The organism is Virgibacillus subterraneus (genome assembly GCF_900110695.1).
GTDB lineage: Bacteria > Bacillota > Bacilli > Bacillales > Amphibacillaceae > Lentibacillus > Lentibacillus subterraneus.
On sequence record NZ_FOEH01000003.1, the window covers coordinates 334,030 to 350,728 of the forward strand.

The 16,699-nt window shown below is 39.7% G+C and carries 13 protein-coding genes; 9 read left to right on the top strand and 4 right to left on the bottom strand.

Translation table 11 applies throughout. The features are described 5' to 3' along the window. Positions 1-75 precede the first annotated feature (75 nt). Entirely contained in the window at positions 76-1,818 is a 1,743-nt protein-coding gene (locus tag BMY13_RS11315; RefSeq protein WP_092504654.1) for a CocE/NonD family hydrolase, read from the top strand. Positions 1,819-2,076: 258 nt separating this feature from the next. On the opposite strand, the gene BMY13_RS11320 is transcribed toward BMY13_RS11315, so the two are convergent. Next, positions 2,077-2,526: a hypothetical protein gene (locus BMY13_RS11320; RefSeq protein WP_092504656.1), complete on the bottom strand. Its 450-nt coding sequence runs from the start codon at positions 2,524-2,526 to the stop codon at positions 2,077-2,079. Positions 2,527-2,938: 412 nt separating this feature from the next. Between BMY13_RS11320 and BMY13_RS11325 the strand changes: the two genes are divergently transcribed. The 8 genes from BMY13_RS11325 to BMY13_RS11360 all read left to right on the top strand — a co-directional run bounded on the left by BMY13_RS11325 (position 2,939) and on the right by BMY13_RS11360 (position 11,592). Next, the gene (locus BMY13_RS11325; protein WP_092504659.1) at positions 2,939-4,060 is read left to right on the top strand and encodes a betaine/proline/choline family ABC transporter ATP-binding protein; all 1,122 of its coding nucleotides are present in this window, start codon (positions 2,939-2,941) and stop codon (positions 4,058-4,060) included. Continuing rightward, the gene (locus BMY13_RS11330) at positions 4,061-4,702 is read left to right on the top strand and encodes an ABC transporter permease (RefSeq protein WP_092504661.1); all 642 of its coding nucleotides are present in this window, start codon (positions 4,061-4,063) and stop codon (positions 4,700-4,702) included. It begins immediately after the preceding gene. 17 nt (positions 4,703-4,719) lie between these two features. Beyond that, positions 4,720-5,628, top strand: a complete 909-nt coding sequence (locus BMY13_RS11335) for an ABC transporter substrate-binding protein (protein WP_092504663.1) — start codon at positions 4,720-4,722, stop codon at positions 5,626-5,628. 17 nt (positions 5,629-5,645) lie between these two features. Further along, positions 5,646-6,287, top strand: a complete 642-nt coding sequence (locus BMY13_RS11340; RefSeq protein ID WP_092504665.1) for an ABC transporter permease — start codon at positions 5,646-5,648, stop codon at positions 6,285-6,287. 188 nt (positions 6,288-6,475) lie between these two features. Then, on the top strand, positions 6,476-7,201 hold the full coding sequence (locus BMY13_RS11345) for a TetR/AcrR family transcriptional regulator (protein WP_092504667.1): 726 nt from the start codon (positions 6,476-6,478) through the stop codon (positions 7,199-7,201). Between the two features lie 14 nt (positions 7,202-7,215). Next, positions 7,216-9,261, top strand: coding sequence for a CocE/NonD family hydrolase (locus BMY13_RS11350; protein ID WP_092504669.1), 2,046 nt, complete (start codon positions 7,216-7,218; stop codon positions 9,259-9,261). Positions 9,262-9,494: 233 nt separating this feature from the next. Then, entirely contained in the window at positions 9,495-10,205 is a 711-nt protein-coding gene (locus tag BMY13_RS11355) for an ABC transporter ATP-binding protein (protein ID WP_092504671.1), read from the top strand. Continuing rightward, positions 10,186-11,592: a hypothetical protein gene (locus tag BMY13_RS11360; protein ID WP_092504674.1), complete on the top strand. Its 1,407-nt coding sequence runs from the start codon at positions 10,186-10,188 to the stop codon at positions 11,590-11,592. The genes BMY13_RS11355 and BMY13_RS11360 overlap by 20 nt, the downstream gene beginning before the upstream one ends. A 40-nt stretch (positions 11,593-11,632) precedes the next feature. Here the strand turns inward: BMY13_RS11360 and BMY13_RS11365 are convergent, their stop codons facing one another. The 3 genes from BMY13_RS11365 to BMY13_RS11375 form a co-directional block, all read right to left on the bottom strand. Beyond that, positions 11,633-13,615: a CocE/NonD family hydrolase gene (locus BMY13_RS11365; protein ID WP_092504676.1), complete on the bottom strand. Its 1,983-nt coding sequence runs from the start codon at positions 13,613-13,615 to the stop codon at positions 11,633-11,635. A gap of 110 nt (positions 13,616-13,725) precedes the next feature. Next, positions 13,726-15,039: an MFS transporter gene (locus tag BMY13_RS11370; RefSeq protein WP_092504679.1), complete on the bottom strand. Its 1,314-nt coding sequence runs from the start codon at positions 15,037-15,039 to the stop codon at positions 13,726-13,728. A 357-nt stretch (positions 15,040-15,396) separates the two neighbouring features. Continuing rightward, positions 15,397-16,578 (bottom strand): MFS transporter, encoded by a 1,182-nt coding sequence (locus BMY13_RS11375; protein ID WP_092493748.1) that lies wholly within the window; start codon positions 16,576-16,578, stop codon positions 15,397-15,399. Between the last annotated feature and the right edge of the window lie 121 nt (positions 16,579-16,699).

Here is a 16,699-nt window from a genome sequence, read left to right on the forward strand (position 1 = left end):
TCTAAGAAAGCAAAATACGCTTTCATAAGAATCCCTTTAACGAATGCCAAGTTTTCTAATAGTGAGGTGTTAAGCATGGCAAAAATTAAAGAAAACAACCAGGTCATTGTTGACAGGGAAGTTCCTTGTACCGTACGAGATGGTGTTAAGCTATATGCCAATATTTACCGTCCGAATGATGGTGGGATATATCCAATCTTATTATGCAGATTACCATATAATAAAAATCTTCCTGACTTTTCACATCGGTACATAGATCCAATCAGAACTGCAATGAACGGGTTTATTGTGGTTATCCAGGATGTACGGGGACGATTCGCATCTGAGGGAGAATTTGTGCCTTTTGAACAGGAAGCAGAAGATGGTTATGACACGGTCGAATGGGCAGCTCGGCTCCCATATTCGGATGGAAATGTTGGGATGTTTGGGCTATCCTATTATGGTTTCACGCAACTGTACGCAGCACTTGAAAAACCGCCATCGTTAAAAGCTGTTTTTCCTGCAATGACTGGAAGTATTTCCGGAGAAGCATTCAGCAGGGATGGTGTGTTTAATTTTGCTTCAGCAGAGACATGGATTCTGGAATCAGTGGCACCTGATTATCTAAAACGAAAACAGGATAGCAGTGAATATGCCGAAACAATCAAAGAGATTACCAATGACCTTAATAAAATAGAAAAATGGCATGACTTCAAACCGATAAATCAATGGCCGCCAGTCACGAAGCATCCGGAACTAAGAGAATTGTTCAGGAAATATCTTAATAAGGTATATCTGACGGACTCTCTTTCAAAAGGAACATTCACCTCAGAGGAATTAAAATTGCCTGCATATCACCTTGCTGGTTGGTATGATAACTTTCTAGGACCAACCATCAAAAACTATCAGGATATGAAAAAATCGGATCATAATCAGAAATTAATCATTGGACCGTGGGGACATGGGGCATTTAATTCTGAAATTGGTGAACGTTCATTTGGCATTACTAGTTCAGGATTGTCGATTGAAGGTAAGGAGGATATCACATCACTTCATATAAACTGGTTTGACTATTGGCTTAAACAAGACAATACTGTTTTACCGGAAGATGACGAGCCAATTAAAATATTTGTAATGGGGATTAATCAGTGGCGTTCTGAGAAAGAATGGCCATTAAAACGCACAAATAACACACCATACTATTTTCATAGCAATGGCAACGCAAACGCTAATTTGGATTCAGGCACATTGACTACCGTTCCACCTGAAGCAGAACAGGCCGATCAATTTGTTTACAACCCAGAAAGTCCAGTTCCGACTAACGGCGGCAGTGTCTTATTTTACAATGGAAAAAACGCCGGACCTCGAGATCAAAGCGAAATAGAAGAGAGGAAAGATGTTCTTGTCTATTCGTCCAAACCCATTAATACGCCTATAGAAGTAACAGGGTGGGTGAAGGTTGTGTTATGGGCGTCCACGGATGCACCTGATACTGATTTCACAGCAAAACTTGTTGATGTATTTCCAGATGGAACCGCCTATAATCTCACAGACGGGATTGTTCGGACATCGCATGTTTCTGGTAGCAATGGGCAGGAAAATCTTAGTGGCAAGACTGTAAAATATGAAATAGATCTATGGGCAACAAGTAATGTATTCTTGCCTGGGCATAAGATCAGGGTCGAAATCTCTTCCAGTAACTATCCGTGGTATGATGTTAACCCAAATACTGGAGAAACTACGCTAGATACATCGGAAATGGTACAGGCGACACAAACAATAGTACATGACAGCGAACACCCATCGCATATAGTATTGCCAGTGATCCCAGCTGAATAAAATTAGCAAGGGCTCAATAAATATTTAATATGGAAAAAAGCTTAGAAGAACTAGGAACCTTGCTTGCCTTCTGGTGGATCCTCGTTCCGTTATTCCTTACAAAAACCCTGTTTGTAGCATGGAATAGGATCCTCATTCCGTTATTTACTATTTTAAGCCTGATATTCCATTGAATTTGTACTGTTAACGGAACCAGGATTCACATTGTATTTCGTCCTGGAAAAACTTCACCTCTAAACTGAAGAATCGGCTGCCGCATTATTCCAACCGTTTGAATCCTTCCTGATGCAGATAGTCAGCAGCGGCTTTATACGTTGCGTGGGTTCCGTCTAAGTCGTCACCAGCATAGATATTCCACGCGTTATAATCGTTCGTTAACATTAGTGTCTGGTTTTCAGAATTGATCCATGTTTCTTCAATAAGCTCTGATTCAGACAGCGAGTCAATTGATTGTTTTATCACTTTACGAAGCTCCTTTTCCGTAAAGTCACGGATATTAACCATCCCTTTCGAATCGATCGGGTAGTTATCATTTATTTGTTCAGCGTAAACAAAACCGTTTCCGTTTGGATGCAGCCGATAAACTACTATTTTCTTATCCATTACACTTTCTTCAAAGTGGAAATTGATTCGACCAAGGGAAACATCGTGACGCTGTAGTTCAGGAAATGATTCAATAATTGCTAGTTTTTCTTCAAATGTAAGCATGAGACCTCCACGTAGAATGTGATTTAATATTCAACCCCTATTATACCACTGGTTTTTTTAAAAATACGAATGATTGTGTTGTGTGCTCATTTGAATTAGTTACTCTTTTGCAAACCAAGGTTCTGTAGACCTGCTGGATTAGATGTATGTAAATGAACTGAAATTTTAAAAAAAGCAGGCTATACCCTGATATCAGTAAAGAATGTTGATAAACAAATTGGATGTATTTAGCCCTCCGTACAGAGAACAATTTGACAAAGTTATATAAACCTTCTAAACTAAGTTATGTAATATGAACTTGTTCATTAAAAGAACATGTTCACAAAATGAATGGATTCAATTTAATGATGAATCTCTGTGTAAACAACAAGATGAGGTTTACATATCATAAAAATCCAAAGGGGGGACTAATTTGATTGAATTAAAGAACATAGGAAAAACTTTTGATGATGGATTTCAAGCATTAAAAGATATTGATTTAACTTTTGAAGAGGGAAAAATAAATGTATTAATTGGTCCAAGTGGTTGTGGTAAAACAACAACTATGAAACTGCTAAACCGATTAGTAGATTATACACAAGGCGAGATTCTGATCGATGAAGAAAATATTAAAGACATTAACCCGATTACCCTTCGCCGCAAAATGGGTTTCGTTATCCAGAATATTGGCTTATTCCCTCATATGACCATTTACAATAATGTAGCAACCGTACCAAAACTATTGAAATGGGAAAAGAAAAAAATCCGCAATAGAGTTGTTGAACTGTTAGAAATGGTCAATCTCGATCCAGAAACTTATATGCTACGCTACCCTTCAGAACTTAGTGGTGGTCAGCAGCAGCGAATTGGTGTTATTCGTGCTCTTGCTGCAGAGCCTTCTACCATTTTGATGGACGAGCCTTTTAGTGCTCTAGATCCCATCAGCAGAGAACAATTACAAGATGAACTGCTTCGACTTCAATCTGAAATCAACAAAACGATTATATTCGTCACACATGATATGGATGAAGCGATAAAAATTGCTGATCAAATTATTTTAATGAAGGATGGAAATATTGTCCAGAAAGGTTCTCCTCAGCAAATTTTAGAGAATCCTGCAAATGATTTCGTGAAGGATTTCATAGGAGAAAAAAGATTAGGAATGGACAGAAAGTTGCCACAGCTTAATGAGTTTATCTCTAAGGATTATATTGCTGTTTCGGATGACACTTCGGTTGAGCTAGCGATGGATAAGATGATAGCCAATCAAATAGCTGAAGCCCCTGTTGTGAAGCATGATGGAAGTTATGCTGGCGTAATCAACTTGTATGAGATGCTGTCAAACAAGGATCAGAATTTGCAGGATTTAATAAATCAATCCAGCTCTGTAATTACTGAAGAAGAAGAAACGGAAAATGTATTAAAGAAACTTGACAAGTTACATGGATCAACTCCAATTATCTCTGCAGGTAATGCACTCGTTGGTATTTTGGACAAAGACAAATTGCTGCAGGCTTTGAAGGATGTAACAGAAGGTAAGAGTGGTGTTGCCTAAATGGAATTCCTATCAGAGTATTTGACATATTGGTCTGAAGATTATTCATCCATTTTAGATTACATGTACGAACATATTCTTATTTCATTTACCGTGATCATCTTAGCAGTTGCTATAAGCGTACCATTAGCTATTTATATGACGAAGATGAAGAGTAACAAAATTAAGGGTCTTATTTTTAACATTGCTAATGTGTTTCAGACAATACCAACCATTGCCATGTTAGCAATAATGATTCCTTTAATGGGAATTGGTTTCAGACCCGCAGTAGTGGCTTTGTTGTTATATTCATTGCTGCCATTGCTACGGAACACGTATTCAGGTATGGAGTCTGTTAGTTCAGAAATCGTTGAAGCAGCGAAGGGAATGGGATTCAGTACATTTCAGAGGTTGTTCAAAGTTGAATTGCCTGTTGCTTTTCCTTACGTTATGTCCGGGATTCGTGTAACTGCCGTTTATATAATTAGCTGGACAACATTAGCTGCATTAATTGGTGCAGGTGGATTAGGTGACCTTGTATTGGCAGGTATTGGTTACAATGATCAATATATGATTTTCACGGGTACTATATTGGCTATCGTAATTGCAGTTTCACTAGATCTAGTTTTAGGTAGAATTGAGAAAATAGTAAAAAGAGCTTAAAAAAAGGGGATTTATAAATGAATATAAAAAATTTTTTAGTCGTAAGTTTAGTTGCTTTAATGTTTCTAATTACAGCATGCGGAAATGATAGTTCAGCAGATGGTGGAGAGGTATTTACTGCATCCGCAGCAAAAAATACCGATTCTAAAATAAATGTACAAATTTTAAAATCATTAGTGGAAGATCAAACAAGCCATGAGGTAGAAATTGTCGAAGATCTTCCAGCGAGTGCTCAAATTTTTGCTGGAATTGATCGTGAAGAATTTGACTTTGCTAATTTATTTTCTGGTGAAGTATATAACAACTATTTTGATGATGTAGAGTATTCAACTAATCCGGAAAAAACATTGAAGCAAGCCCAAAAATTCTTTGGTGAAGAATACGATATCAAGTGGTATGACCCAGTTGGCTTCATTAACAATTACAGTATTGCAGTTAATAGAGACTTTGCAGAAAAAAATAATGTAGAAAACTTAACACAATTAGAAGAATTTGCAGATGAAATGGTATTAGGTACTGATAACGCTTGGATTGAACGTGATAATGATGGGTATAAAGGCTTCCAGGAAACATATGGCTATAAATTTTCTGAAGCCCGCGGAATGGACGTTGCATTAATGTATGAAGGAATTGCAAACGGTGATTTAGACGTTGTAACTGCCTATACAGTAGATCCGCAATTAAAGGAATATGACTTGAAAGTTCTAAAAGATGATAAACATTTCTTTCCACCATACGAGGCTTCTTTAGTGGCACGAAATAGCGTGATTGAAGAATATCCGGAAATTGATGATATCGTTGAATCTACAGTTGGGCTAATTTCTACCGAAGAAATGACCGATCTAATATATGAAGTAGATATTGAAAAGAGAAGTATCAAAGAGGTATCAGAGGAATTTCTAAAAGAAAAAGGAATGTTAGACTGAAGAAAAGGTGAATAAACATGGAGTTCATTAGTAGACTTGTCCAATATATAATTGAAAACTACAGTGAATTGTTATCTCTATCGATAGAACATCTATTAATGGTGGCCTATGGTATAGGACTGGCACTGATTGTTGGCGTACCACTTGGCATTATCGCAGCAAAGTTTGAAAAGCTAGCACCAGTTATCATCTCGCTTACGAATATATTGCAGTTGATACCTAGCTTGGCAATGCTGGCGATATTAATGCTCTATCTAGGTTTTGGATTTGAAACAATTGTCGTTGGATTATTTTTATATTCCTTGCTTCCTATAGTGAAAAACACCTATGTTGGAATTAAAGAAGTTGATGACAGTATAATAGAAGCAGGAGTTGGTAACGGGATGACGACGCTTCAACTACTGTTAAAAATACAATTCCCCTTATCTATTCCGTTTCTATTGGCTGGGGTAAGACTGGCAGCAGTAATAGCTATTTCTGTTGCTACACTTGGCCCTTACGTTGGCGCGGGTGGCTTAGGAAAAGAGATTATATCAGGGATTAGTCTCCAGTCGGATGTAAAAATCTACGCTGGTACAATAATTGCTACTTTAATGGCGATTATAGCCGATATATTGCTAGGGAAAATCGAAGGGAAAACAAAACGTCGGCTTGCCTGATTCTAACCGAAACATAAGTTGCAGAAATTTCGTGAACTGGAATGATGAAGAAGCCCCTTGGTTGTCTTGACCAGGGGGTTGTTCTAAGCAGTTAAGAAAGTACAAATCCTTTCTAATTGCAAAATTACAACCAAGGCTTTCACCATAGTGGAAAAATACATTAAATAAAATTTTGAGGTGTGCGGCTAATGAATGTAAAAAGAAAAGAGATTCAAACGGCTAGAATGTGGCGTTTTTTTCTTGATGCAACTTCAGAGCTTATTGAAGAGAAGGGTTTACACCATATAACTATCCGGGAAATTGCGGATCGGGCTGGGTATACAAGCTCTACAGTCTACAATTATTTTCGGGATTTATCTCACTTGAAGTTTTTTGCTGTCATGCGTGATACGGATAAATACTTAAAAGATCTGCCTAATTACATGGAAAAAGGTAACAACACAATTGAAAAATGGTTGTATGCATGGGAATGCTTTTGTAAACATTCCTTTCAATTACCTGAAGTGTACTCCCTTCTCTATATCGAGAATCTTGGTACTATTCCAGAGGAACTTATGCAGAATTATTATCAGGTTTATGCAAATGAATTAATTAATCTTTCTGAAGAAGTGCAATCCATTATCACACATCACAATATAGCTACCCGAAGTTCTCTCTATATTCAAAGTGCTAGAGAAGAAGGGTTTATCCATGAAGAGGATATTGAGTATATCGCTGATACGACTATGTTGATCTGGACGGGGATGCTAACAAATCTCCTCAATTTGCGAAGAAATGTTTCAAAAGAGGAAGCTGCAAAACAAACAATGGATTATGTATACAAAAGTATTATGTCTACAGTCGTTTCTAAAAAAAGAAAAGAGGTTAACTATATATATGGTGACCGATACGAAAACGGAAGTAGTACGTCTTAGAGGAGTGGAATAAGTTGGTTTTTAACGTAAGTGATTCAAATGATAGAAAAACAATAACAGAGTTTCCAAGAGAGATAGAAAAGAAAAATCATGTGTGGATTCCTATGTCTGATGGGACAAAATTAGCAGCAACAATCTGGTTGCCAAAAGATGCAACGGAAAACCCTGTCCCAGTTATTTTGGAATATCTGCCATATCGAAAAGATGATTTCACAGCAATTCGCGACTCAATTCGTCATCCTTATTTTGCCGGGCATGGATATGCAAGTATTCGTGTTGATATACGTGGAACGGGCAATTCAGATGGTTATTTGCCAGATGAATATTTGAAACAGGAACACGATGATGCATTGGAAGTGTTCGATTGGATTGGAGAGCAGTCCTGGGCAACAGGAGATGTTGGAATGATTGGGAAATCCTGGGGTGGATTTAATGGGTTACAGGTTGCTGCAAGACAGCACCCAGCCTTAAAAACAATTATTACACTATGCTCGACTGATGATCGATATGCAGACGATGTTCATTACCGTGGAGGAAATATACTGGCATCAGATATGCTTTGGTGGGCATCAACCATGTTCGCTTACAGTGCTCGTCCACAGGATCCAGAAGTAGTTGGAGAAGGCTGGAAAGAAAACTGGCTGGAGCGATTGAAGACAACACCATATGTTAATGAATGGATGAGCCACCAAACCAGAGATGCCTATTGGAAGCATGGATCGATAAATGAGGACTACTCGGATATTAAGATCCCAGTTTTTACTGTTAGTGGATGGCAGGATGGCTATACGGATGCAGTATTTCGTCTAGTTGAAAATCTTCCATATGCTAAAGGGTTGATTGGACCATGGGCTCATGAATATCCTGAAGTTGCAACGCCAGATCCGACAATTGGTTTTCTGCAGGAATGCCTCCGCTGGTGGGACCAATGGTTAAAAGGTATCGATACTGGAGTTAAAGAGGACCCAAAATTTATAACTTGGATTCAAGAGAACGAATTACCGGAAGTTAACTATGATGAACGACCTGGAAAATGGGTAGTTGATTCTTCATGGCCTTCAAAAAATGTTAATGAAAAACATTTCTGGCTTAATGACGGGAAACTGGAATCTGAGTTGAATTCTAATGACAAGGTAATTGTGCCAAGCGTTCAGGAACACGGATATTATGCAGGCGTATTTTGCCCATTCGGAGAGCCAGGTGATTTACCGTCTGATCAGCGATTCGAAAACGGAAGATCAGTCGTTTTTACAACGGATCCCTTTAAGGAAAGTTTTGATATGCTGGGGCATCCGATGTTTGACATGGAATTTACGGCGGATCAGGAAAGTGCTCTTGTTGCTGTTAGGCTTTGTGATAAGGCACCAACGGGAGAATCTACTTTACTTAGCTGGGGAATGTTAAATTTAAATCACCTTAATTCCCATGAGCATCCAGAAGCTTTGGTACCTGGAAAGAAATATCAGGCATCTATTAAACTGGATAGTGTCGGCCAAACAATTCCTGCCGGGCACTCACTGGAAGTAGCTATATCACCAACGTATTGGCCGCAAGCTTGGCCATCGCCAAAACCAGTGACATTGGAAATTTATGCAGGGGAATCAACGAAAGTAAGACTGCCTGTCCGTACACCACAGCCGGAAGTGGATGGTGCAGTTCACTTTGACTCGCCGGAAACGGCTCAAGTGATTGATAGAGAAATTCTCAGAACCGAAAATCGGACACGACACATTTCGCATAATACCATAACAAATGTATGGAAGCTTGAAGACTTTTCTGATGAAGGAGAGCGTTTGTTGCCTCATAATGGGTTGAAGCATGGAAGTATAAATAAAAATACTTACACGATTCAATCAGGCAACCCTTTAGCTGCCAAGGCACAATGTGAATGGGAACTGACAGTTGGACGAGACGACTGGGAAGTAAGGCTAATCACCAATAGTGAGATGACAAGTGATAATGATACATTTTATCTAACAAATACAATGACCGCTTTTCATAATGGAGAAGAATGCTTCCAAAATACCTGGAAAAAAGAAATACCAAGAGTCTACCAGTAGAATGAAAAATAATTTATAAAAAGAGAAGTGCCTGTCGCATGGAAATAATCGTTTCCCCGTGACAGGCATTTTTTTGGGACGCAGGGACAGGTCCCTTGTCCCAGCTCATCCTGCTGAGGCGGCCAAGTGGGACAAGGAACCTGACCCCAATGTCCCACTAAAAAGAAGGAATAACCATGAGTGTTGTCGAATAATTAAAGAAAACATCACTTTAATTATGCTGGAGGATACGTATGAAAGTTTTAGAACTGAAAAGCGTTGAGACGCAGTTGGGCGGCAGTGTACTGCTCAGCGATATTTCGTTTTCGGTAGAGGAATCGAGCGTAGTGGCACTGGTTGGACACAATGGCGCGGGGAAATCGACATTAATGAAGACAATATTAGGTGAACTGGAAAAAGCAAAAGGTGAAATAACCATTAACGAAACGTCAACACAAGACGAAGATTTTTTAACCTATAAAGAGCAAATTTCCTATTTGCCGGAAGAACCGCTTTTACTGACAGAACTTACTGTCATGCAGCATTTTCAGCTTTACGCAATGAGTTATGGTATAGAAGAGGCAATAATGGAGGAGAAAATAAAAAGCTATACCTCTGGCTTTGAACTGGAGGACAAACTAAACGAATATCCTGAATCATTATCCAAAGGTATGCGCCAAAAAGTGCAGACCATCTGTGCGCTGCTTCCGGATACACCGCTGCTGTTAATCGATGAACCATTCATGGGACTTGATGTCTATGCAATGGATTATTTAGAGGAATTAATACGTGAAAAAGCCCAGAGCGGAACAGCGGTATTATTGACATCCCATCAGTTGGAGCGGGTAAAGGATATTGCAGATACATATATTATGCTCCAGCACGGGGAAGTGTTGGATCAAGGCCCGATAAGTGATTTTAAAACAATTAGACGGAGGAAGCATGATGAGCGCTACAAAGACTGATCTTCGTGCATATTGGTTAATCCGCAGGGGCCGTTTCGCCAAAAAGAAAAAGGTTTACAAACAAGTGGCAGCAGTAGTATTTGATCTAACGACAGCCATTTATGTTGCTGCATTAGTTGGTTATATAGGGATGAGTTTGTTTCTTACCGGTAATATCACCGAGGAGCTCGCACCGTTTTTTACTTTTGTGGAAGAGAATGCGAGCAAAGGCTATTTACTATTATTAAGTGTGCTGCCAATCCGTTATATCGTTAGGTCTTTTCAGCATTCAGGTATATTGTTTTCCACCTCAGAGTATCAGTTGGGATTGCTGCCATTTAAAAGAGAAAAAATTTGGGCATTTATATACGTGGAAAAATTACTGAAGCTCCTCTTGTTTTTCGGTTCATTAGCAGCACTTCTGATTTTAGTAACGCCCATTTCCAGTTCATTAATAATCTCGTACCTAACACTATTTGCTGTGTATGATCTGGTAATGACAGTACCGCAATGGAAACTGTTTCAACAGCGTTTTTGGATGAAAGCTGGATGGTTGCTGCTTTTTATTTTAAGTAATCTTACTGCAGTTATACTGGAGTCGGAATTGATTGGAATCATACAACTTGTCTTGATTATTTTCGCACATATTGTTATCCTGCGACGCTTATTCATGGAAACTAACTGGGTTCGGGTAACTGAACTCAGTGATTACTATATTTGGAACATGCTGGTGGTCTCACAAGTTTCGCAAACTAAATTTAAAAAGAAAAAGTCCTATAGTATTCTTCAAAACTCAACGAGGCGGAAGCGTTCTTTTGCTACTAAATTCTCTATCTACCATAGGCTTTGGCAGCTGTATCTTGCCAAAAACCTTGGTGTAATTGCACAGGTGATCGGTGCAATCCTGCTGATGCTGGTTGCGTTTCAATTTTTCGAGGAATGGATTTATTATATTGGGATGGCAATTGCAATTCATGTTTATACAGCCTTGTGCGCCAATCTGTTTCATAATCGTTTTCAAGCAGACATTGTCGAACTGCTCCCATGGGATCTATCTATGTATAAGCGGACATATTTCAAGTGGATGGCAATGGGTGGCGGGCTCTTATTTCTGCCGATCTTTTCATACTTCATCAGGCATTGGGATGTATGGGCTCCTTTTCAGTTAGTGTTCATAATTAGTGTTTTCTTGTATGCGTATCACGTGAACATGGATAAAACAATCATCCTGCTGGCTAAAAAATCTGGATTCCTTCAATTGCGGGAGGGGTTAAGTCTTCTGTTCATTATTTTAGTTGCAATCAGTCATATCCTCCCAGTAATTTCGCTTACAGCCATAGGAATTGCCTGGGCTTTATATTTTCAACTGCAAAACAATAATGAAAATGGTCCCAAATCTATTAATTAGGTTTGGGACCTACCTTACTTAGAAAAATTAGTTTTTAATGCTATGAGCCGGAAGGTCCCCAGATTACGCTGCTATCCTCAAAATCATCCGGAGAGGCGAGCGGCAGATTTACGGACGATGGATATTCTGTGTTTCGCAAGATTTGATAATATCCGCCGATGAGATCTTTCCTTTGAGTTGTTGTTGGTAGCAAATGCGGAGTGTCCGCAGTTGTAACCGTAATTCGTATACGATGACCTGGAGCAATTTGTGCGAATGACGGAAATACTTCGACGTCATAACGTTCCACTTCTCCTGGTATCACTTTCTCTTTTGAATCTGCTGTATAAGGATGATTGGGAACAACTAGCTTCCCGTCTTCATCGTACCAGCTTAATTCTTTATTTAAAGCACGCTGACTTCCAATAAGCGCACCTGTTGTGAGCGGGTAGGATTTCCCGTTTGGTCCAATATCTTCAACTGTTACGACGAATTGTGCATCTTCGGTTGTTGTTTTTGCATACAAGGAAGCACTAATAGGCCCAGCCAACACCTTAGCCTCTTCAAATGGTTCGGTCGTATAGGTTAAGCCGCCGACTTGTGATGTCCAGTCATTTCGATCCATAGTTGGTAAGCCTAACAATTCTCCAATGAAACTTGAAGCCCCCATACTCGATTGTTCCGTCTGAAGCGTAAAAGGACTGCTTACCATTCTCCAATCAATATAATCTTTGCCAAAGAGGAACTTAGGTTTCTCAGTAGATAGATAACCGTCATTAAGTGATGGGGCAGTCCACGTTCGTCCATCCCTAAAATAATAAGTCTTTACATCTGACTGTTTAAACGGATAATGAGTAGTGTTGACCCAACGTTTAGAGCGTAATTCAAACGCATGGAGCGGTGTTTTAGTTTTATCAATTCCCGTCTGTTTTCCTTTCAGCCATCTATCAAACCACTGAAGTCGAAGCTCTTTCAGCCGTTCATTTAACAGAGCGGTTGTATGAAACCATGGCCCCATAACGAGTTGATAGCGTCCAGTCACAGGTTGTGATTCCGACATCGGAGCGTTAACTGGCCTGCCAGCATATGCGTTTTGTAAGCTCGAGTAATTCAGTGGTGTACCACGCTGGAAAATATCAAACCATCCGCCAACCATAAATGCCGGAATCTTGTTATCTGCAATTCTATTTAAATAATTATTCGGTGAACGGCTTTCCCAAAATGTCCCTGCGTATGATATTTCTCCTCCAGTTAAAAGATTTGTTACAAGTGGAGTATAGTAATTTCCCAGTTTTCCAGTTCGCTGCAGTTGTGTTTCAATCGCGCCTAATGGGTCCTCAGCTAAATCGTCCGGTGGAAGGAGATCAAGTGCTCCACGTAAACCTAACCAAGGCAGGCTGAACTCCACATTCGGAATACCTCCCTGTGTGACGGTGTCTTTGTAAAGATCGTTAGCAGCAATGACTGGAAAAATAGCTTTTAAAGGAGAATCTTTCCCAACAAGTGCAGCCGTATAAAACTGGTTAATTCCTAAATATGAGGCCCCAGCCAACCCAACTTTACCATTTGAACCGGATAGATTATGGGCACTCCAATTTACAAGTTCTGCACCGTCTTTCCTTTCACGTTCCCCAAAAAATTCCCAAGATCCTTCCGATGAACCTGTACCGCGCACATCCACGGTGACGTTAATATATCCTCGTTTAACTAAGTACGGGAAGTGTCCTGTTGCTCCAGCAAGGTCCGTTGAAAGATGCGAAGTTGTTTTCTTATATGGTGTTTGTGCCAATATCACAGGGAATTCTTCATCAGCGTGCTCTCCAGTCTCAGGGTTAGCTGGTCTGTATACATCCGCTAACAAAGTCACTCCATCCGACATAGTAATGGGTACATTATGTTCCACTGCAATTTCATAGGAAGCGGATTGAGGCTGCCATTTCCCTCCAGGATAAGAGGATGCCTGAACACTCTCCTTATTAAAAAGAGAGTATCCACTGAAGATGAGACTGAATACAAGTAAACAAAATATCAATTTTTTTATCAAAAAAACACCTCTGTAATTTTCTATAAATTATGAGGTGTATTGAATTACTATTCAATCCCTTAAAATGTAGGGTTATCACAGAAGTCAGTCTGGGACAAGGAACCTGTCCCTCATGTCCCGCGTTTCTCTAATTCTGTTCGGATATTCATATGGTCGTCTTTGGTGTATGGATAGAGGAATGTTGCGATTAGTGCCATGATGACGAAGATGCCTGGTGCGATGCTCATTGTCCATTGGATGGTTGTCATGGCTGTTTCGCTTTGAACTTCGTTTGCTGTATAGCCGGACAATTCAAGAATAACGCCGATCAAAAATATGGCTATGGAGTTAGTAATCTTCATGAAGAAAGTCATCACTCCAGCATAGACACCTTCACGCCGTGCTCCTGTCTGGTACTCATCCATATCAACCACTTCCGGCAGCATCGCCCATGGAAGCACGTGCGCAACGCCATATCCTATACCAACAACTGCCCCGATAATATAAACGACGAAATCAGCTGAAGCCTGTGATACCAACAGCCACCCGGCCTGTCCCGCAATCCAGATAAACAATCCAATTATTAGTGCACTTTTCTTACCTATTATTTTGGTAAGCTTTGCCCAAACAGGCAGGGACAAAATACTGATACCAATTACAATGACAAATAGAATCTCCATATCAAATTCACGATTCAGCCAGTATTTCATGTAGTAAATGACGAAACCTTCAATAATATTCGCAGCTGCATAACACCCAACGTATATCCATAATAAATATTTCAATGCTCGATTCTGCCGTAAATGATTAAATTCTATTTTAAATTTAAACGTTTCTGGTTTGGGGGCATCCGCGTTTTCTCTTGTAAAGCCAAACATAATAAGTGCTAACGTCAAAAGGAAAATCCCAACACACATTGCCATGATCGACCATCCGTATTGATCGGCAATCATTTTTGGGATCGTCGCTGCAATCAGCCCAAAAAACAATTGGAAAAAAATCCGGTAATTATTGATGCTCGTCCGTTCATCATAGTCTGTGCTATATTCGGTGATAAGTGAGATGTATGGTACATGGAACAATGTAAGTGATGTCATAAATAATATATAAAAGAGGGCGTAATTCAGAAAAGTTATCAATTGATCATCAAAACCAACCTGACTCCATAGAAGCGAGAAGAAAATCGCAAGTGGAACTGCAGCTACCAGGAAGAAAGGACGTCTTCGGCCCCAGCGTGTTTTGGTCCGGTCAGTAATGACCCCAATGAATGGGTCAGAAATAGCATCCCAGCCACGGCCAATCATGAAGATTGCACCTGCTAATGCCGGTGAAAGACCAACAACATCTGTCATGAAATATAAAAAGTAAAGCCCAAGAATGGTAATCCCAACAACGGAAACACTTTCTCCGGAACCAAACAGCATCTTACGGCCAAATACTTTCATCCTAATTCTCCCTTATATTTTTTTACCATATCTTAAGTACCTCATGAAAATGGTTAATGCAATTCGCTAGAAAAAGGTAGCTTGATTCAATATATGTTTAAGCGTTGTATTTATAATTAAGAATTCTAGATTCATTCTGCGATAACCTCTATTCACTATCATTCAATTACGAAAAAATATTTATCTATTCCATGCCACTTTTTCCCCGCTACATACGATAATAATAGTGACCACCTCTTTCTATATATACAATCGAAGGCCAGGCTGAAAAGGTGGCAATAGTACGTAAAAAAGGGAACTTCTCATCAAAAAGAAGTTCGCTCATTACAAACAATATTGGACTAACATCATTTTGTATTACCGAACGATTCGCCTAACACCAGCAATATATAGCACCCCCAGCATCACGAACAGTCCCAGAAAGCCATTACGAAATCCAATGGTATCGATCATCAGTCCGAACAATGGAAACAGGAGCATAATGATGAAGCTCTCGACTACGCTAATCATCGAAAAGAAGGTAGCACGGACACTGGATTCCAATCCCCCCTGGATGAAGTTCGAAAATATTGGTTCGTATAGTGTCACAAGCTGCGAAAGAATCAGGAATGACAATACGATTGCCCAGTCCGGCGACAAGGTGAATAACAGGAAAAACACAAGATATAATAGATACCCATAGTTTGTAATACTGACAAAGCTCCATTTTGACTCAAGTCTGTATGCTAACTTGGCCATTAAAACACCAAGCAGCCCTTCAACTGTGAAAATAATTCCGATTGTCATCGAGCCGTAACCCAAGCGTGTGAAGTATTCCTGACCATAAAAAGTCAGGATGACGATCGATGTTCCAATCATGATAAAAAAGATGATCGGAATATGGGCAGGCTGATTGGTTCGCCAAATCCTGATGCCTGACTTTAGCTGATTTATCCATTGCTGCTTTATACCGGTATGGGAGCTGGAATTCTTCTCCCGTTCTGGTTCGTGTAACATGGCAATTGGAATCAGGGCCAGCAAATGGGTGATAATAATACCTCCATAAACAAGCTCCCAGTTGATTTCAGCCATCCAGCCACCAGCCAGTTTGGCAAAGCTAAGCGATAGCAATGCAAGTGCCGTCATGTTACCAAATACTCGTGTATACTGTTTTTCCTTACCTTTTTCTTTCAGTGTGTCATAAATAAGTGCTTCTTCTGCACCTGACTGGAATGTGATACTTGTTCCAAGTGTCATGAGCGCCAGGCCGAATAAGGAAAGTGAATCACCGACAAGCATGAAAGTTCCATACCCAACACTTAAGATGTTACCGATAAACAGACTCACTTTCCGGCCGTAAACGTCGGCGATTATCCCGGTTGGAATTTCAAGCAGGACGACACTTAAGTGCATCAGTGCCTCGACTATTCCAATCTCACTCATGCTTAGTCCTTTGTCATTCAAATAAATAACCCATAGAGCCCTGTCAAAAAATAACTGGGCGACAAATATATAAATATAAATAAACCGAATGTTTTTTGTTAAACTTGTTGTTTTCAATGTTAGATCCTCCGTGAACTGACGCAAAAAAACCACAGGCAAAATAACTTACCTGTGGTGCGAGCGAAGGATGAACCTTTCTCGATTACATACCGATAATATCAGGGCAAGAAATTTTTAC